We start from the raw sequence: 18,003 nt of genomic DNA on the forward strand, positions 1-18,003 counted from the left end.
AGAAAGCACTTGTGGAGGTGGATGTTGGCCCCGACTAGATTGCTGCTTGATACGGATATAGGGACCGATGTGGACGACTGTCTCGCGCTGGCGCTCATCCTCAGGTCGCCGGAGATCCAGCTCGAGGGCGTCACCTGCGTGTACGGCGACGTGCCCCTGCGGGCGCGCATGGTGCTCAAGATGCTGCGGCTCGCCGGCAGGGAGGATATCCCGGTGTGCATGGGCTGCCGCAAACCCCTGCTCGGCATCCGGCCCGTGTACTGGGCGGGGCATGAGGGGCGAGGGATGCTCGAGCCCGGGGATGAGTCCCTCGCGCCCTCGCAGGAGCACGCGGCGGACTTCATAATCCGGACCGTGATGGCCAACCCCGGGGAGATACACCTGTTGGCGATCGGCCCGCTCACCAACGTGGCGCTCGCGTGCCTGCGGGAGCCCCGTTTGGTGGAGAACCTTGCGGGCCTTACCGTCATGGCCGGCGCGATCCGCGGCAGGGGCGCCTTCGACCTGCCGTACGCCGAGCACAATGTGCGCTCCGACCCGGAGGCGGCTCACATCGTGTTCACCTCTGGCGCCCGGGTGCGCATGGTGCCGCTCGACGTGACCATGCGCGTGGCGGTCCGTCGCGACGGGGTGGAGCGCATCAGGCAGGGAGGCACGCCTCTCCACGAGCTCGTCGCCCGCCAGGTGGAGCTTTACCCGCATTTCGCCGAGCATGGCTTCACCTACCTGCACGACCCCCTCGCGGCGGCATCGATCGTACGTCCGGAGCTGCTGGCGTTCGAGGCCCTGCACATCGATGTCGAGCTCGCCGGCAGCCACGCGGTGGGCGCAACGCTGGCCAGGCAGGGAGCGGATGACCTCATCAACGCCGACGTGGCGCTGGCGGTGGATGCCCCCGCCTTCGAGTCCTTCCTCGTGGAGCGCTTGAGCAGCTAGGGAGCGCACATCCTACCCTTCGCGGAGGGTGATCCGCAGGGCGTACGCGTGGTCGCAGGGCCGGTGGGAGGGCATCCGCACCCGCAGCCCCGCGTCGTCCTGCGCCCACTCCAGCTCTCCGGGGTGCCCCAACAGCTCCACCCTGACTATCCGCTCCGCCGGCAGCTCTCCGGGGCCCAGGGAGCTTATCACAGTCTCGCCCGCCGGCCAGCCGAGCAGGATGGCGTACAGCCTGCCGGGGCGCGTGGTGAAGCGGACATCCTCCGCTGTGAACGGCCTGCGCTTGGTGTCGCTGAACTGCCCCTCCACCACCTGCGTCGGGCCCTCGCCGTAGCGTCGCCAGGGCCGGGTCTCGTAGATCGCCTCGCCGTTGACCTGCAGCCACCTGCCTATCTCGCGCAGGATCTCCTGCTCCCTCTCCGGGATGGTGCCGTCTGGCCTGGGGCCCACGTTGAGGAGGAGCGCCCCGTTCTTGCTGACGATATCCACCAGGTCCCCGATGATGTGCGTCGGGGTCTTGTACTCCTGGTGCTGCACGTAGCCCCAGGAGTTGTTGGAGATGGAGGTATCGGTCTGCCAGAAGAAGGGCTTGAGGTCTCCCAGCTGCCCGCGCTCGATATCCAGCACGGCGGTGCCCTCTGGGAAGGCGTCGTGCTTGTAGTTGATGGCTACCCCGAGCCCCCACTCCTCCCCGCGGTTGTAGTAGTGGGCGGCGAACCGCTGCAGGTACGGCTTGAACGCCGGCTGCTCGATCCACCAGTCGAACCAGAAGAGCTGGGGGCGATAGCGGTCGACCAGCTCGATGCAGCGTGCCAGCCAGTCCTCGAGGAACTCCTCGTTGGGCTGGGTGTCCTCGGGTTGAGCTGGGCCGTAGAGGTCGGCGTACTCCGCGTCGCGCACGTCGGAGTCGAACTCGGTGCCCGGGTGGAAGAACCACCAGTGCTCCGCCCTGTGGCTGGAGAGCCCGAACACGAGGCCGTGCTCGCGAGCGGCCTGGGCGATCTCCCCCACGACGTCCCTGCGGGGTCCCAGCCTGGCGGCGTGCCATCGACTACGCTCGGTGGCGTACATGGCGAAGCCGTCGTGGTGCTCAGCCACGGGCACCACGTAGCGGGCACCGGCTTCCGAGAAGAGGGCGATCCACTCGTGGGGATCGAAGCGCTCTCCCCCGAACATCGGGATGAAGTCCTTGTACCCAAACTGGGACTGCGGGCCGTAGGTGGCCACGTGATGTTCGAACTCGGGCGTGCCCTGCCTGTACATGTTGCGGGGGTACCACTCGTTGCCGAAGGCCGGCACGCTGTAGACCCCCCAGTGGATGAAGATGCCGAACTTGGCATCCAGGTACCACTTGGGCACTTCCCACCGCGCCAACGATTCCCAGCTCGCCTCGTACCTGTTGACCTTTGTCACCTGTCTCCTCCTAACGATGTTCGCTTTTTCAGACTCACTTGCATCCTCTCCCTCGTGGCCCCTCCTGGGAGCTTTGCTGCAGGCTATGACGGCTGCGGCTAGTAGCTGTGCCCCAGCCGTCAAGAATCGCCGGCGGGATACCCTCAGGTGTTGCACGGGCGCTGACTCTCCAGGTAGCGGAGTGATCGGGCGATCGACTGCTGGATGCGAGCGTCGTCCCAATCCTCGGTACCGTGGTACACCAGCACCCAGGCAGCTTCCGGACAATACCTGCAGGCCATATCCATGAGCTGCCTGAAGTCCACGGCTCCGCCCCCTCCCGGTATCTGGCTCTCCGCTCTGTGCCACCAAATTTCCTCGACGGTCTCTCTAGTGGCGCCGACCTCCATGTCCCACATGTACACCACCCCTATCGCCTCACCCAGCCGGATGAGCGCCTGCTCGCAGAGCTCTCCCGCCACGTACAGATGGGTGGGCGCCAGGCATATACGTGCGGCGGGGTGCTGTAGTGCGTCCAGCAGGGCTGCCATCTCATCCACCGTCTCCAGCGTGTCGAGGTGGTTCTCGAATGCCAACTTCAACCCTAGATCGTGAGCTAGATCCAACCAAGCCTGCAGCTTCTCCTGCTGCCAGGTGCTGGGCCTCTTGGGCGTTCTTCCCCCCATTACTACGTAGCGGGCCCCTATCTCTGCTGCGAACCTGAGCTTGGCTTCCACCGGTTCACTGTCGAACACGGATACTACCGTTGCCTTGAGCCCGTGGGCCTCAAGCTCGCCCTTGACCTCTTGCGCGGTCTCCTTCTCGGGATCGAAGTGGTGGGCAAAGCGTGGGACCGACCACAAGTCCACCTCCTCGATTCCAAGCTCTGCAATCAGAGGCAAAACCTCTCTTCTCCGCCTCTTGCCGTACATAAGTGTGGCTACCGCAACTGGCTGCCTTGAGAGGAGATGACTCTTGAGACGTGTGTTGGTGCTTCTACCTAACTGGGGCGGAAGCCGCCTGGGGTTCACGCTCCGGCCGGTTAGCATCGATCTCATCGCCGCGTCTATCACCCTATGGGCATCGATGGCGCTTGCGATGTCAGCTGCATGCCGCTGTTGCTCACCGCGAATCACCTTGGCTAACTCCTCGTACAGGGCTTGCGTCATATAGGCATCCTGATCGAACGCCCTTGCTTGTACCTCCTCGATACTACCATCCAGGAACTGCGCACGAGCGCTGTGGCCGTGGACAAACCTCGCCCAACCGCGTGACCCTAGGACGTCGAGCTTGTACTCCAGCCAGAAGGTGCCTGCTTGCTCGGGTACATCCGGTGCATGTGCTCCTAGATGGAGCATAGCTCTGATGTTCCCAGGATAGGTCAGCTCCATGATGGTATCCTCAGGCTCCGAATGGGCTGGGCACCACTGGTTCCTCTCCGGATCTAGGCTTATGGGGCCCTCGCAGAATGCCCTGATCTCGAGAGGTATCGCACCTAGCATCCAGTTGAGCATGTGTATGAAGTGCGTGCCTTGGGCGGATATACCCCCCTTGGTAGTGCCCACAAGTGTGTGCAGGGTGCCCAAGCTTCCTTCCCGTATCCATCTGGCCACGGCAGCTATCTCATCTGCCCAAAGGGTCTCGTGACACACGGTCATGAAGGTACCTGTTTGCCTTGCGGCCTGCTGGATCTCCAGAGCCTCCTGCAGGGTATTAGCCAGGGGCTTCTCTACCAGCAAGGATTGCGGAGCATGCTGCAATATCTCCCTTATGATGCCTAGGCGCAGCGTCGGTGGCGTGATGCAGGAGATGTGCTCGGGTCCTTCGCGCTCGATAGCTTGGTGCAGTGACGTGTAGTACCTGGGTATGCCGTATGTTTGGGCTGTACTCCGTGCCTTTTGGATGTCTACATCGCATACCGCCACAAGATCGAAGTTATCGCTTTGCACCAAGGCTCTAGCATGAGCTTGCCCGCGTGCGCCACAACCAATGAGTAGAGATCTGACGGGCTGCAAGGCACCACCTCCTAGAACAGATTTATACCTTACTATTGACAGCGAACTTGAATCTGATTATACTCTGACTCAACCATAAATTGAATACAAAATACAAAATTCAAATATTGGATCTGCTGCGAATGGCTTCGATCAGAGAGGACTACACTTCGAGTGAGGGCGATGCCGAGCGGCGTAGGGCCGTTGAGGAGATGTTTGACTTGCTGTGGGGGCAGAACGGGAAGGTGTACCTCCCCACGGCCGTGGACCACGCCTACCAAATGATATGGATCAAGCTCATAGGTGGCGAGAAGCGGCACGGCGAGAGGCTCTCGGACGTGGACCTTGCAGCCGAGCTGGGCCTCAGCAGGACCCCGGTCCGCCAGGCGTTGCACCGCCTTGCTCAGGACGGGTTGGTTAGGTTCGACCCCCGTAGAGGGTTCTCGGTCAGGGAGTTCACCGCTCGGGATATAAGGGAGATCTTTGAGGTCCGTGCCGCACTGGAAGTGCTAGCCCTGCGGCTCGGGGCGCATAGGTTGGAGAGGCCGCAGCTCCAGTTCGAGCTGGCTCAGCTGGAGCACGTGCGCGCCCACATGGACCAAAACCCAATATACCTGTTCCTGCAGAACGATCTGCGGATGCATAACATGATCATCCGGGCATCGGGCAACTCACGGCTGATCCAGATATTGGCCACCATACGCAGCCAGCACGGGCTGTTCCAGTTCCGAGATAGCTTCTATCCCGGGAGGATCCTCAGAGCGCTGGAGGATCACGAGCGGATACTCCTCTGCCTGCTTGATGGGGATTTCGGGCGGGCGGAGGAGCAGCTGGCCCAACACATCAGGAACTCTATGGAAGGCATCCTGGTGGACCTCTTTGGGGAAGGGGGTGAGGTATGAGCTCATCGGCTTGTCCATGGTGGTAGCTTCTCCTTTCACAACTAGGTGCAGCAAAGCAGGAGGACAGTGATGGCTGAAGAAGCAGGTAAGGAGTTCCTAAGAGAGCTCGAGAAAGAGATGATGGCAAGAGGATATTCCAGGAGGGATTTCCTCAAGGTGGTGAGTGCCATGGGCGCGTCGGCCTTCCTTGCAGCCTGTGGTGCCCAACGCAGGCCACAGACTGAGGAGGGCATGGCGGCAGCTGGCACGCCCGTTGCTGGCAGCACACCGACCAGGGCCCCCTCAGCAGCACAGCCTACACCTCAGGTGAAGGTGGAATGGCCGTCGGCAGAGGCGCTGGGGTTGAAGTGGCCCAAGACCGCTGTGCCCGAACCTAAATCCAAGGTCGAGATCAGCGTGGCTCACGCTTGGGATGCAGTGTTCTGGACGAGGCAGGTGGAGTTTGATAAGCTCTTCATGCAGCGCCATCCGAACATAGTAGTCAAGGCCGAGAACACTCCTTGGGGAGACTTCCTCCAGAAGTACGTGGCTCAGGCCGCGGGTGGCACGATGCCGGATGTGATGTACGTCCACTTCTCCTGGGCACAGCAGCTCATCCAGCAGGGAGCTATCATCCCACTGGATGACTTCATAGCTCAGCAGGACGATTTCAACATAGATGATTTCACCAAGCCTTCGCTCGTCTCCTACAGGAAGGACGGGAAACTCTACTGCGTGCCCTATGATGAGGGCCCGGGCATCCTCTACTACAATAAAGAGATATTTGATAAGGCCAAGATAGATTACCCCTCGGACGATTGGACGCTGCAGGATCTGAAAGAGGTAGCGATCAAGCTTACCCAAGGTGAGGGGCCGAAGAAGCAGTTCGGATTCGCCAACACTCCATCGCCTGGTGACGCTACGATGGCTCCCGCTTACCTATTCCCGTTTGGTGCCCAGTACGTGAGCGAGCCCAATGAGGACAAGTGCCTCATAACCCAACCGGTGGCGATCGACACAATGGAGTGGTGGATGGAGCTCAGGCTCAAGTACGGGGCTACACCCAGCCCGGCGGATCTGGAAACTCTTACCTGGCCAGCGATCCAATTTGGTCGTATCGCTATGCAGCTTGATGGTTCCTGGGCCACGCCGGTGATCAACGCCAACGCCAAGTTCAAGTGGGATGTTGCCAAGTGGCCGAAGGGGCCGAAGAAGCACTCTACTTTCAGTGCAGGCAGCGGCTACGCCATAACCAAGGACAGCAAGAATACCGATGCTGCCTGGATATATCTCAACGAGTATCTATCCACGGCTGGGCAGATCTTCATGTGGGCCAGCACGGGCAGGGGCAGCCCGGCGCGCAACTCCGCCTGGCCGGCGTATCTCAGCTCCAAGTACGCCCCTCCCAGCGCCAAGATCATCCAGGAGTCGTTGAACGAGTTCGCCAGCCATGCGATCCTCGATAAGCCCACCGCCGCGCAGGTCACGCAGAGGGCTGGGGCGGTCTGGGATAGGGTCATCAACGGCAAGCTGAGCGTGAGGGAGGGTCTGTTCCAGGTATGTAGGGAGATATCGCCTATCCTTGCCCGGAACCGAGAGTAGCGCAGATAGACAGGAGATTGACGATGCAGATAGCCTTGGGACGCGGACTGGCCTTTCGTAGGCATAACGGCACGATGAGTAGGTCTGCCAGACGTGAGGAGCTGGAGTTCTACCTGTTCATATCTCCTTGGCTGATAGGTTTTCTCCTGTTTGGAGCTGGTCCCATCGTGGCCTCGGCACTCATCAGCTTCACCGACTGGTCGCTGCTCTCATCCCCGCATTGGATAGGGATCGAGAACTACCGGCGCCTCGTGCAGGACCCGCTCTTCTACAAGGCACTGGTCAACACGATCTACTTCGGCGCGGGGAGCGTGATCCTCGGGGTGATAGTCAGCTTTCTGCTGGCGCTGCTGCTCAACCAGAAGGTGTGGGGGATGCCTTTGTTCCGCACCATCTTCTACCTGCCATCCGTTGTGGCAGGTATCGCCACAGCGCTACTGTGGGTCAATATATTCCACCCTGACTTCGGAATGATCAACTACGTGCTTGGGCTGTTCGGTATCCAGGGACCGGGCTGGCTACAATCCGAGGAATGGGTGATTCCCGCCCTGATCATCATGAGCGTGTGGGGTGCCGGTAACACGATGGTGATCTACCTGGCGGGATTGCAGAACATACCCGAGCATCTCTATGAGGCTGCGGCCATCGACGGGGCCGGTGCGTGGTCCAAGTTCTGGCACGTGACCGTCCCGATGATATCGCCGGTGATCTTCTTCAACCTAGTTACTGGGTTCATCGCGTCTCTGCAGGCATTCGTGCTCATCCTGGTGATGACCAACGGAGGGCCGGCGGACGCCTCGCTAGTCTACGGGCTGTACATCTACCGACAGGCGTTCGAGTACTTCGATATGGGCTACGCCTCAGCGCTGGCCTGGGTGCTCTTTGTCCTAATAATTCTCATCACTGCCCTGCAGTTCAAGTTCGCCCAGCGATGGGTGTACTACGAGGGCGATATCAGGGGGTAAGCTAATATGAGGACCGAAGCTCAGGTAACTCCTTCTGGGAGGGTCATGGCCAGGAGAACGGCGCTCAGCAGCGTGCGGTTGACGAGGCGTCTGCATCGCATACTCATATATGCGCTGCTGATCCTCGGGTCGATCTTCTACGTCCTCCCGTTCATGTGGATGATCAGCACATCCCTCAAGCCATCGCAGGAAGTATTCACCTTTCCTCCTCAGTTCTTGCCCACCCATTTCCAGTGGCGCAACTACATCGAGGGCTGGACGGCGCTGCCTTTCAGCACTTTCCTCAAGAACTCCCTGATCGTGACTTGCTCCAACGTGGTCGGCAACCTGATCTCGTGCTGCCTCGTGGCGTACGGCTTTGCGCGCCTGAGGGCGCGTGGCAAGGGATTGCTCTTCCTTATGGTGCTGGCGACCCTCATGATACCGCGCGAGGTGACGATAGTGCCGACCTTTATTCTCTTCAGCAAACTGCACCTCGTGAACACCCTGTGGCCGCTGATCCTGCCAGCCTGGTTCGGCTACCCCTTCTTTATCTTCCTGCTGCGCCAGTTTTTCATGGGTATACCGTTGGATCTGGATGACGCGGCTCGTATAGACGGCGCCTCAAACCTGCGAATACTCACGCATATCATCCTGCCGTTATCCAAGCCAGCGCTGGCCACGGTTGCCATATTTGCTTTCGTCGGTAACTGGAACAACCTGCTCGATCCGTTGATCTACCTGCGTTCCACCGAGAAGTTCACGCTGGCGATCGGGCTAAACCTCTTCCGAGGCCAGTACTTCACGCAGTACAACCAGCTCATGGCTGTATCCATACTGACGTTGCTGCCTATACTGGTCATCTTCTTCGTGGCCCAGAAGTACTTCATTCAGGGCATCACGCTCACCGGCATGGGAGGGCGCTAACCAATTCTTAGTCTGTGGAGGATGCACCCATGGGGAACCTGGACTTGCCTTACAGGCAGATACACCTGGACTTTCACACATCCGCCGCGTGCGAGGATGTGGGCAGGGACTTCGACCCTGAAGAGTTCGTGCGCACCCTCAAGATGGGCCAGGTGGAGTCCATCACGATATTTGGCAAGTGTCACCACGGCTTCTCTTACTACCCGACGCAGCTGGGGACCCAGCACCCCAACTTAAGCTTCGACCTGATGGGCGAGCAGCTCAGGGCGCTGCACGGCGCCGGCATCAGGGCTCCCATCTACGTGAGCATCATGTGGGATGACTTGGCCGGCGAGCAGCACCCTGAGTGGGTCGTGGTGGATAGGGAGGGCAGGATGGTGATGCGCCCGCCGCTGACCAACTATTCGCCGCTGGAAGGCAAGACGGGGTGGACCACCCTGGACGTCTCCTCGGGCTACGGGGACTACGTGGTATCCCAAATAGCGGAGATCTGCGACAGGTATCCGGTCGACGGTTTCTTCTTCGACATATGCTTTCCTCTCCCCAATTATTCACCTTGGGGGCAAGCCAGGATGCGCGCTGCAGGGGTGGACTTGGCCGATGAGAGGGCGGTCTCGAGGTACGCCTGGGACAGGTTGTGCGAGTTCTTCGAGCGCGTATCCTCGCTGGTGCGGGCCAAGGCGCCAGATTCCACCATCTTCTACAACGGCACCGTGTCCCCGCACCTAGCTAAGGTGCTTGGATACCAGACGCATGTGGAGATAGAGAGCTTGCCCACGTCAGGGCTCTGGGGTTACCTGCACTACCCAATAGCGGCAAGGCATGCCAGGGCGCTGGGGGCCCAGTTCGTGGGGATGACGGGCAGGTTCCACAAAGCCTGGGCAGACTTCGGGGGGCTCAAGACGCGCAACCAGCTGGACTACGAGTGCGGTGTTATAGTGTCTGCAGGCGGCAGGATATCCGTGGGAGACCAGCTGCACCCCAACGGTAGGCTTGACCCAGCGGTGTATAGGCTGCTTGGGCATGCCTTTGGTAGGATAGCTGCCCTCGAGTCTTGGCTCCGCGGTGCTCGTCCCACGGCGGAGGTGGGCGTTCTGGCCGGTCCCGACTCACAGGCGCCGATGCGTTACAGCCCGGGGACGGAGGGAGCCGCCCAGATGTTGCTTGAGGCCGGCATTCAGTTTGATCTGGTCGATCACGAGGCTGTGGACATAACATCGTACAGGGTGATCCTGCTTCCCGAGGATGTCTCCGTTGGGCGGGAGTTGGAGGCTAAGCTGCAGCTGTATCTGGAGAAGGGCGGGCACTGCATAACGGCAGCCCCTCAGCGGTTGTCCTTCTTGCCTGTGGAGTCGTTGGAGCCTAGTCCCACCACCCCCTCCTACTTCAGGGTGCCGACCGCTCTCGTAGGTGGCAGTGAGCTTGCCACGGATTACGATTACGTGTTCTACGATACGGCCTATGTGGTTCGCCCTAGACAAGGGGCATATTATGATGGTGACCTGCGCAGGGCACTATTCAATCGTACGTGGGAACATTTTACTAGCCACGCGCACGCTCCCGTGGGCGAGTCCCTGAGCGCCCCCCTCATAGTGATGGCTGACCAGCTGTCGTACATCGCGCTGCCGATATTCGGCGCCTACCACAGGCACGACTACTGGGCCTACCGGGCTGTGGCTGTCAACGCCTTGCTGAGGCATTTGCCAGATCCTGTTGTGAGGTACGCAGGCCCTGGCTGGGTAGAGGTGTCGGTGCATGAGCAGGAGCTTGCTGGGTTGGAGCGTAAGATTGTGCACCTCGTGACGTACACCCCGCGCAGGACCTCCCACCCCATACCGCATGTGGATAGCGGTGGGCAGGTGGTGGGTATCAGCCTAGGTGTACGCAACGACGGTAGGACCCCGAGCAGGGTCTACCTGGCCCCAGATGGAGCCGAGCTGGGGTTTACCGTGGAAGGTGGCTACACCCAGGTGCAGCTACCTGGGGTAGGCCCCCACACGGTGATCGTGTTGGAGTACTAGTCGCCACCTCTGCCGGCGCGACCGGATGGGTGCATGCTCCCGACGAACTCGCAGCATGCACCCCATATATCATTGGTTGAAGTAGGGAGAGGGGTCGATGGGACGGAGCCCGGCCTCGATCTGTTCCCTGTAGGGCTCCAGGAAGGGGGGCAGGGATAGCTTTTCGCCCAGGTGGTCGAGCTCCTCGTCCGCTGCAAAGCCGGGGCCATCGGTAGCGATCTCAAACAGCACCCCCTCCGGCTCCCGGAAGTAGATGGACTTGAAGTAGAAGCGGTCGATGATCGGGGTCACCCCTAGACCCTCGCTGGCTACTCTGTTGCGCCATCGGCGATGCTCCTCGTCGTTGGGCGTGCGGAACGCCACGTGGTGCACCCCACCGATGCCGAGCCTCCCGCTGGGCATCTCCGGTCGCTCCTCCACATGCACCTCGGCACCGGGGCCTCCTGGCCCGGTCTCGTACACGTACACCTTGCGGGACGGCGCCTCCTGCAGGGTGTACTCGCCCTTCTTCCGGAACCCCATGATATCCACCAGGGTTCTCTCGGTGGGCAGCAGGCTGTCGACCGTGAGGGCCACGGAGTGCAGCCCCTTGATCGCCCGCTCCGGAGGCACCCGGCTCTCGCGCCAGGGGATCCCTCCAGGCAGCCCCCCGTCTTCGACCAGCTCCAGGTGTTGCCCCTCCGGGTCCTGGAAGGGGAGCACGCACACGCCATCCCTCTCCTCCAGCTTGCCCGGCTGGACGCCGAAGCCCCTCAGCCAACCCGACCACCACTCCAGCGTCTCGCGATCGTGCACCCTCAAGCGGATCGCCGTGATCATGCCTGTCCCGGGCACGTTGGGGCCGATGTGTGGCCAGTCGAAGAAGGTGATCTCCGTGCCGGGGCGCCCCTCCGCGTCGGCATAGAACAGGTGGTACGCCGAGACGTCGTCCTGGTTGACGGTCCTCTTGACCAGCCGCATACCTAGCACCTTGGTGTAGAACGCGACGTTCATCGAGGCGTTGCCGGTCACGGCGGTCACGTGGTGCAATCCTTCGAGCTCCATAGCTACCTCCCCTTACGACTTTGGTCACATCCTCATCAGCAAGACTCCTTCCACCGCTGCAAGCCTCCGCACGGGCTGCCTTGGGCATCCGGGGTTGCAGACGGCTCGTCTCGCGCGTAACTTTGTTGATGCCCGGGACGTTTATCACTCGTAGGAGGTGTCTGGATGGTGGTTCGTCGTCTGTACGTGTTGGTGCTGGTGGCTTTGCTGGTGATGGGTATCGGAGATCGGGTTGCCGGATCGTCCGCGGCGGCATCGGGATCCGCGGCGGCTCGGCGGCCACGACCGCTCATGCGCAGCCTCGGCACCTCCCTCCAGGAGGCCGAGGTTGCTGCGAGGTATCCGGCAGGCGTCTTCCCGCGATCGGTGGCCCGGGAACCAGCGTCCTCGCAGCCGCCGTTGGTGAGGCCCAGGGCTATCACCTTGCCGGTGCTGATGTACCATGGTTTTACCTCTCTGGCGGGCGAGTACGAGGTACCCATCCCGGTGTTCCGCGAGCAGCTGGACTGGCTGAAGTCCCACGGCTACCGGACGGTGACGCTGCCCCAAGTGTACGCCTATATGTTCGGCAGGGGACGCCTGCCGCGCAAGCCCGTGCTCATCACCATGGACGATGGCCGGCTGAGCCAGCTGGCGGCGATCAGGGAGCTGCGGAAGCGCGGCATGCGAGCCGTGCTGTTCGTGATGGGCGGCGGCAACCAGCTGGATTGGGCGCAGCTGCGCAAGATCAAGTACTGGGGATTCGAGATCGAGTCGCATACGATGACGCACCCTCTGCACCCGCCGCTGACCAAGCTGTCCAGTGCCCGGCTATGGTACGAGCTGTACAACTCCCGCAGGGTGCTCAGGCAAAGGCTGGGGGTGAGCGCTCGCTACCTGGCGTATCCAGGGGGCGCGTACGACGCGCGAGTGGTGCGGATGGCGCGCAAGGCGGGCTATGTGGGCGCCCTGGGGTCGTGGGGAGGCGGGCGCTGGACGCCCGCGCAGCGCTTCTCGGAACCCAGGATGCTGGTCAGGGGCGACCTGTCCGTGCGGGCTTTCGGCCAGCTCGTAAGGAGCATGACGAGCAAGCCGGCCGAAAGCCCGGGAGGGGGGATAAACCCCTAGTCGGGGATCGTGTCGGTTGCCAGGAGACTCGCCGCCTCGTAGCGGTCGGGCTCCTGTACCTCGTAGATGTACTTGCCCCCTCGGAAGAGGGAGAACACGGCAGCCCCCAGGGATATCAGGGCGCAGATAGTGAAGGCCACTACCACGCCGTGCATGAAGGCGCCCGAGATCATGTCGGGGAAGAACTCCTTGCCGAGCACCTTGGAGCGGTTGGCGGCCGACAGCCCGTCCAGCACCTCCCTCGGCAGGAGCGTCGCCATGGGGTTGTAGCCTAGAAAGGCAGCAAAGAGTGCGCCGGTGGGCGGCAGGTGGGAGATGCCCTCGGCCACCTTGGCGGGGACGCCCACGGAGGTCAGCCCGCCGTACAGCGCGGCCGGCAGCTTGGACGCCAGGCCCGCGGTGACTAGGGAGAAGATCAGCGTGATCGACAGCGTGTTGCCCGCGTTCTGGAACGTGGCCCTCATGCCGCTGGCGACGCCCCGGTACTCTGGGGGCACGGAGTTCATGATCGAGGCCGTGTTGGGCGCGGAGAACATCCCCATGCCCAGCCCCAGCAGCAGGATGAGGCCGGCGAACACCGGGTAGCTGAAGTTGGCCGGCAGGAGCGTGAGCCCCACGAAACCCGCGGCGGTGATCACCATGCCGAGCGTGGTGAAGAGCCGTGAGCCGTAGCGGTCCGAGAGGTAGCCGCTCAGAGGCCCCATCAGGAGGAACCCCATCGACAGGGGGAGCATGTATATGCCGGCCCACAGCGGGGTCCGCTCGAAGCTGTAGCCGTGCAGCGGTAGCCATATCCCCTGCAACCAGATGATCAGCATGAACTGGAGGCCGCCCCTGGCGACCGACGCGAGGAAGCCGGCGATGTTGCCCATCGCGAACATCCTGATCCCGAACAGGTGGACCTGGAACATCGGGTCCGGCACCCGCAGCTCGACCAGGGCGAAGCCCACGAGCATCAGGAGCCCCACCGCCAGGCCCCCCAGCACCCAGGGATTGGTCCAGCCCATGTTGGAGCTGCCGTAGGGCATGATCGCGTAGCTGAGCGCGATGAGTATGACCGTCAGGCCGATGGCGAACAGGATGTTGCCGGGGATGTCCAGCCGCTGGTTGGCCCTGCGGCGGGAGGTCTCGTGGAGCATCATGTACGCCCACACGGTCCCCAGGAGCCCTATGGGCACGCTCACCAGGAAGACGGCCCGCCAGTTGATGGCCGCCAGGACGCCGCCGAGTATGAGCCCTACGAAGCCTCCGCCTATGCTGGCGATCTGATTCACGCCCATCGCCATGCCCCTCTCGTGAGGGGGGAAGGCGTCGGTGAGGATCGCGGTGGAGTTGGAGAACAGGAAGGCGCCCCCCACACCCTGGACGAGCCTGTAGACGATCAGCTGGGTGGCGGCGAAGTTCCCGCGGCCCTGGATAAAGGTCAGCAGGATGGATCCGAGGGTGAAGATAGCGAAGCCCAGGTTGTACAGGCGCACCCGCCCGAACATGTCGGATATGCGCCCACAGGTCACCAGCAGCACCGCCGTGACCACCATGTAACCCATGAGGGCCCACAGCAGGAAGGTGGTCTCCCCGGGCGCCAGAGGGTTGATCCCCATGCCCCTGAAGATGTCCGGCAGCGCTATGAGCACGATGCTGCCGTTGAGGGCCGCCATCAGTATGCCCAACGTGGTGTTGGAGAGGGCGATCCACTTGTAGTCTATGTGCGCCAACCTCCTATGCTGTGTGGTAGCCTGTGCCATCTTCTCCCTCCGTAGCCTCTTGCAACTCATGGTGACCTTCATCGGGGAGCACGCTCAGCAGCTTCTCCAGGACCTCGGCCAGCTGCTCCTGCTCCTGGGGGGCCAGGGCGAGGATCGCCTTGCCTGGGAGGCTTTCCCGGAGCAGGGCCCTGTCCTCCAGCGCCTGCCTGCCGAGCTCGGTAAGCTGTACAGTGGTAGATCTTCTATCTCTTTCGTGGCTCTGTCGGCGTACTAGTCCTCTCTCCTCCAGCCTGTCCACCAGGCCCGTTGCAGTGGAGCGCGCTATACCTAGCTCCTCCGCCAAGCGACTGATAGCCACTGGCTCGAGGTCTCGTATCAGGCGGAGGGCTCTCAGCTCGAACAGCTTGATGCCGTACTTGCTCAGCAGGGCCAGCTGCACGGGCTCGGCAAATATCACCGCTCGCAGGTAGGCACGCAGGGCCCGATCGGCCCGATCATCCCAGGTGCTCAGTGCTCCCTCCTCCAATATATTTGGCAACGCCGAAATATTCACGACTACGTATTATACGCCACGACGTCGTATATGGCAAGCCGTTTGCGCGGGATTGTGCGTGTTTCTGCGGGATATTGCGGTATTCGGGCGGCGGCTGGCCGTGGTAAGATGCGCACGAGCACTATGAGAGGAGGGTGTGAGATGGAGGCAGAGCCGTTTGAGCTGCGGCAGCTGTACAGGTACCTGCGTGTGGTGGACGTATCGGATGCGATGGATGGCATAGGGTACTTTGACCGGGGGTTGGTCTCGCCCCAGATCCGCCCGTTGTGGCCGGGGATGCGTTTCTGGGGGGTGGCCTTCACCGTGCGATGCGTGCCCGCCAGGCGCCCGATGTGGGCTCTGGGGAGCACGCAGGAGATCATCAAAGCCCACGGCATCTGGTTTAGGGAGGTGGAGCATCCCAGCATGGAGGGGCTGATCCGTCCGGGGCACGTGGTGGTGATGGACACCGGAGGGGCTGGGGAGGTGGGCTTCTGGGGGAGCGCCAACAGCCTGGAGGTGATCTCGCAGGGGGCTGTGGGGATAGTGACCGATGGGTACTGTCGGGACACGCGCGAGCTGGAGCTGGAGAGGGTGCCGATATGCGCGCGCGGCAGGGGCAGGACGATCATCCCGGGCAGGATCGAGGTGGTGGAGTACGGGAGCCGGATAGGGTGTGGCGGGGTGCAGGTGAGGCCCGGGGACATAGTGGGCGCGGACGACGATGGGGTGATAGTGGTGCCGCTGGAGGTGGCGGTGGAGGTGGCGCGGCACGCGGTGGGGGTGCTGCTGGCGGACATGAGGGCCAGGCGCAGGCTGTACGAGAGGGCTGGCCTTGCCCCCGACGAGACGGTGGACCACCAGGCGGTCGAGGCTTACTATCGAGGGCTGGGAGTGCTATCCTGAACTTACCTTAGGTTCTGTAGTGGGAGGTGGTGCCATGGATGTGGAGCTTGCTCGAGTATGGGCCCGGGATGAGGGTGTGCGCAGCCTGACGGGTCGGGTGTTGCTGGCCGACGGGCAGGTGGTGGAGGCGTCGTCTGCCGACCTCCACAGCTACGCGCTGGCCGAGGAGCCTGGTGGTCCTAGAGAGGTGGTGCTCGTGGTGGACCGCCCGTCGCTCGGCCTGAGGTGCGAGCACCACGCGGTGCGCTATCCGGGCAGCTTGGCGGAGTACTGGCAGGTGGTGCGTAATACCGGTGACCGTCCGGTGATCCTGCGGAGGGTGGAGTCCGGCAGGGTGCTCCTGCGCCGCAGCGTGCGGGACGTGATGTATTTTCGAGGCGGCTGGGGCTTGGAGTTCGAGCCGGCGCGCGAGAGGTTGGGGGAGAGCTTCGAGCTGGTACAGACGCGCGGGCGATCCTCCAACGGGCTGCATCCCTGGGTCGCGCTCCTGGGGCCTACCAGGAGCTTCTCGGCGGCCGTGGCATGGTCGGGCAACTGGGCGCTCAGGATACATAGGCGGGAGGATGCGGTCGAGCTCACCGGTGGGCTGGTGGACTTCGACCCTGCCTGCGAGCTCCTGCCGGGGGCGGAGCTGGTGGCGCCCAGCCTAGTGGTCGTGGAGGGCGACGGGCGGGACCTCAACAGCATCTCCATCCAGTACGGGCGCGTCGGCCGCCTGCATTGGTATCCCCACAACGACCTCTCCAACCTCCTGCCGGTGGAGTGGAACCACTGGTGGCCGTACGAGGATCGACACATCAACGAGGAAGTGTTCCGGCGCAACGTGGACGTCGCGGCGGAGATGGGCTTCGAGGTGTGCACCCTAGATGCCGGCTGGTTCGGCCCGGACGACCCGTCGGCACATTGGTACGACTACAGGGGGGACTGGCACATGGTGAACCGCACGCGCTTCCCCCACGGCATCAGGGCGCTGGCGGACTACGTGCACTCTCGGGGCATGCGGTTCGGCATCTGGTGCGAGATCGAGGCGGTGGGGCAGCGAGCCTCCCTGGCGCAGGCCCATCCGGAGTACCTGGCCACCAGAGGGGGACAGCCGCTGGGCTACGCCTGCTTTGGGTGCCCCGAGGTGCGGAGGTGGGCGCTGGCCACCCTCGATGGGCTGGTGCGCGAGCACGGCGCTGACTGGATCAAGCTGGACTTCAACCTCGACCCCGGCCTGGGGTGTGACCGCACCGACCACGGGCACGGGGCGGGTGATGGCCTGTACGCCCATTACAGAGGCTACTACGGAGTGCTGGACGAGCTGAGACGGCGGCACCCGCACGTGCTCCTGGAGGGCTGTTCTTCCGGAGGGCTCAGGATCGACCTGGAGCTGCTGCGCCACCTGCACACGGTGTTCCTGAGCGATCCCGACTGGCCCGAGCACGACCTGCAGCTCTTCTGGGGCGCGACGACCATGCTCCACCCCAGCGCCTGCCTGCACTGGGGTTGGTCCGAGTGGATCACCGAGCACCGTCGGCAGACCTTCGACCCCCGCGACCCCATGCTGTCGCCCCATAAGCTGGATTACGCGGTGGGGGTGGGCATGCTCGGGGGGTTTGGCCTGTCCCATCGATTGCCGGACCTGCCGAGATGGGTGCGTGAGCGCATCACTGCCCTCATAGCGCTGTACAAGACCCACGTGCGCCGCTTCGTGCGTGAGGGCGAGCTGCGCAGGCTCACCAGGCAACCTAGACGCTTCGGCAAGGGGGCACGCTGGGCGGCGTTCCAGTACTCCCTGCCTGAGGATGAGCACCTGCTCATGGTCTTCCGGCTCGACCGCTCGGAGCCCACGGTGAGGCTCCGCTTGCGGGGTCTAATGGAGGAAGGCGATTACCTTGTTCGCAGGCTCTGGCCGCCGACCGACAGGGAAAGCGTGACTGCGGGGAGTGAGCTATCCCGTGATGGCATCTTCTTCTACGACCTGCAGCCGGAAGATATGCGTGTGCTACACTTGCAGAGGCTCTGACCT

Annotated in this window: 14 protein-coding genes; 9 read left to right on the forward strand and 5 right to left on the reverse strand. The window is 62.6% G+C overall.

The features are described from left to right. Positions 1–21: 21 nt before the first annotated feature. Complete coding sequence (locus TTER_RS11705; protein WP_041425268.1) at positions 22–936, forward strand: nucleoside hydrolase; 915 nt, start codon at positions 22–24, stop codon at positions 934–936. Positions 937–948: 12 nt separating this feature from the next. On the opposite strand, the gene TTER_RS11710 is transcribed toward TTER_RS11705, so the two are convergent. Both TTER_RS11710 and TTER_RS11715 read right to left on the reverse strand, forming a co-directional pair. Then, entirely contained in the window at positions 949–2,349 is a 1,401-nt protein-coding gene (locus TTER_RS11710; protein ID WP_012876242.1) for an alpha-L-fucosidase, read from the reverse strand. A 143-nt stretch (positions 2,350–2,492) separates the two neighbouring features. Continuing rightward, positions 2,493–4,343: a Gfo/Idh/MocA family oxidoreductase gene (locus tag TTER_RS11715; RefSeq protein ID WP_012876243.1), complete on the reverse strand. Its 1,851-nt coding sequence runs from the start codon at positions 4,341–4,343 to the stop codon at positions 2,493–2,495. Positions 4,344–4,465: 122 nt separating this feature from the next. Here TTER_RS11715 and TTER_RS11720 point away from each other — a divergent pair, with 122 nt between their 5' ends. The 5 genes from TTER_RS11720 to TTER_RS14970 all read left to right on the forward strand — a co-directional run bounded on the left by TTER_RS11720 (position 4,466) and on the right by TTER_RS14970 (position 10,697). After that, the gene (locus TTER_RS11720) at positions 4,466–5,224 is read left to right on the forward strand and encodes a GntR family transcriptional regulator (protein WP_012876244.1); all 759 of its coding nucleotides are present in this window, start codon (positions 4,466–4,468) and stop codon (positions 5,222–5,224) included. Positions 5,225–5,293: 69 nt separating this feature from the next. Then, positions 5,294–6,805 (forward strand): ABC transporter substrate-binding protein, encoded by a 1,512-nt coding sequence (locus TTER_RS11725; RefSeq protein ID WP_012876245.1) that lies wholly within the window; start codon positions 5,294–5,296, stop codon positions 6,803–6,805. Positions 6,806–6,828: 23 nt separating this feature from the next. Continuing rightward, positions 6,829–7,770 (forward strand): carbohydrate ABC transporter permease, encoded by a 942-nt coding sequence (locus tag TTER_RS11730; protein ID WP_012876246.1) that lies wholly within the window; start codon positions 6,829–6,831, stop codon positions 7,768–7,770. A gap of 6 nt (positions 7,771–7,776) precedes the next feature. Next, the gene (locus TTER_RS11735; protein ID WP_012876247.1) at positions 7,777–8,676 is read left to right on the forward strand and encodes a carbohydrate ABC transporter permease; all 900 of its coding nucleotides are present in this window, start codon (positions 7,777–7,779) and stop codon (positions 8,674–8,676) included. A 29-nt stretch (positions 8,677–8,705) separates the two neighbouring features. Then, positions 8,706–10,697 carry an alpha-amylase family protein gene (locus TTER_RS14970; protein ID WP_012876248.1) on the forward strand — a complete coding sequence of 664 codons (1,992 nt, stop codon included), beginning with the start codon at positions 8,706–8,708 and terminating at the stop codon, positions 10,695–10,697. A 69-nt stretch (positions 10,698–10,766) separates the two neighbouring features. Here the strand turns inward: TTER_RS14970 and TTER_RS11745 are convergent, their stop codons facing one another. After that, positions 10,767–11,741 carry a ring-cleaving dioxygenase gene (locus TTER_RS11745; RefSeq protein WP_012876249.1) on the reverse strand — a complete coding sequence of 325 codons (975 nt, stop codon included), beginning with the start codon at positions 11,739–11,741 and terminating at the stop codon, positions 10,767–10,769. 291 nt (positions 11,742–12,032) lie between these two features. Between TTER_RS11745 and TTER_RS14975 the strand changes: the two genes are divergently transcribed. After that, positions 12,033–12,848: a polysaccharide deacetylase family protein gene (locus tag TTER_RS14975; RefSeq protein WP_169302692.1), complete on the forward strand. Its 816-nt coding sequence runs from the start codon at positions 12,033–12,035 to the stop codon at positions 12,846–12,848. On the opposite strand, the gene TTER_RS11755 is transcribed toward TTER_RS14975, so the two are convergent. Together TTER_RS11755 and TTER_RS14980 are read right to left on the reverse strand one after the other, a co-directional pair. After that, the gene (locus TTER_RS11755; protein WP_012876251.1) at positions 12,845–14,593 is read right to left on the reverse strand and encodes an MFS transporter; all 1,749 of its coding nucleotides are present in this window, start codon (positions 14,591–14,593) and stop codon (positions 12,845–12,847) included. The two genes, TTER_RS14975 and TTER_RS11755, sit on opposite strands and share 4 nt — an antisense overlap. Continuing rightward, positions 14,568–15,092 (reverse strand): MarR family winged helix-turn-helix transcriptional regulator, encoded by a 525-nt coding sequence (locus TTER_RS14980; protein ID WP_012876252.1) that lies wholly within the window; start codon positions 15,090–15,092, stop codon positions 14,568–14,570. The genes TTER_RS11755 and TTER_RS14980 overlap by 26 nt, the downstream gene beginning before the upstream one ends. A 156-nt stretch (positions 15,093–15,248) precedes the next feature. Between TTER_RS14980 and TTER_RS11765 the strand changes: the two genes are divergently transcribed. Both TTER_RS11765 and TTER_RS11770 read left to right on the forward strand, forming a co-directional pair. After that, a complete protein-coding gene (locus TTER_RS11765; RefSeq protein WP_012876253.1) occupies positions 15,249–15,992 on the forward strand; it encodes an RraA family protein in 744 nt (247 codons plus the stop codon). Beyond that, positions 15,922–18,000 carry an alpha-galactosidase gene (locus TTER_RS11770; protein ID WP_148212005.1) on the forward strand — a complete coding sequence of 693 codons (2,079 nt, stop codon included), beginning with the start codon at positions 15,922–15,924 and terminating at the stop codon, positions 17,998–18,000. Before TTER_RS11765 ends, TTER_RS11770 begins: the two co-directional genes overlap by 71 nt. The last annotated feature ends 3 nt before the right edge of the window (positions 18,001–18,003 follow it).

Source organism: Thermobaculum terrenum ATCC BAA-798, assembly GCF_000025005.1.
Taxonomy (GTDB): Bacteria; Chloroflexota; Chloroflexia; order Thermobaculales; family Thermobaculaceae; genus Thermobaculum; species Thermobaculum terrenum.

Bases quoted from the DNA above. Each gene is read 5' to 3' on its own strand.
- TTER_RS11705 (WP_041425268.1), top strand. From the start codon at position 22: ATGTTGGCCCCGACTAGATTGCTGCTTGATACGGATATAGGGACCGAT.
- TTER_RS11720 (WP_012876244.1), top strand. From the start codon at position 4,466: ATGGCTTCGATCAGAGAGGACTACACTTCGAGTGAGGGCGATGCCGAG.
- TTER_RS11725 (WP_012876245.1), top strand. From the start codon at position 5,294: ATGGCTGAAGAAGCAGGTAAGGAGTTCCTAAGAGAGCTCGAGAAAGAG.
- TTER_RS11730 (WP_012876246.1), top strand. From the start codon at position 6,829: ATGCAGATAGCCTTGGGACGCGGACTGGCCTTTCGTAGGCATAACGGC.
- TTER_RS11735 (WP_012876247.1), top strand. From the start codon at position 7,777: ATGAGGACCGAAGCTCAGGTAACTCCTTCTGGGAGGGTCATGGCCAGG.
- TTER_RS14970 (WP_012876248.1), top strand. From the start codon at position 8,706: ATGGGGAACCTGGACTTGCCTTACAGGCAGATACACCTGGACTTTCAC.
- TTER_RS11745 (WP_012876249.1), bottom strand. From the start codon at position 11,741: ATGGAGCTCGAAGGATTGCACCACGTGACCGCCGTGACCGGCAACGCC.
- TTER_RS14975 (WP_169302692.1), top strand. From the start codon at position 12,033: ATGCGCAGCCTCGGCACCTCCCTCCAGGAGGCCGAGGTTGCTGCGAGG.
- TTER_RS11755 (WP_012876251.1), bottom strand. From the start codon at position 14,593: ATGGCACAGGCTACCACACAGCATAGGAGGTTGGCGCACATAGACTAC.
- TTER_RS11765 (WP_012876253.1), top strand. From the start codon at position 15,249: ATGGAGGCAGAGCCGTTTGAGCTGCGGCAGCTGTACAGGTACCTGCGT.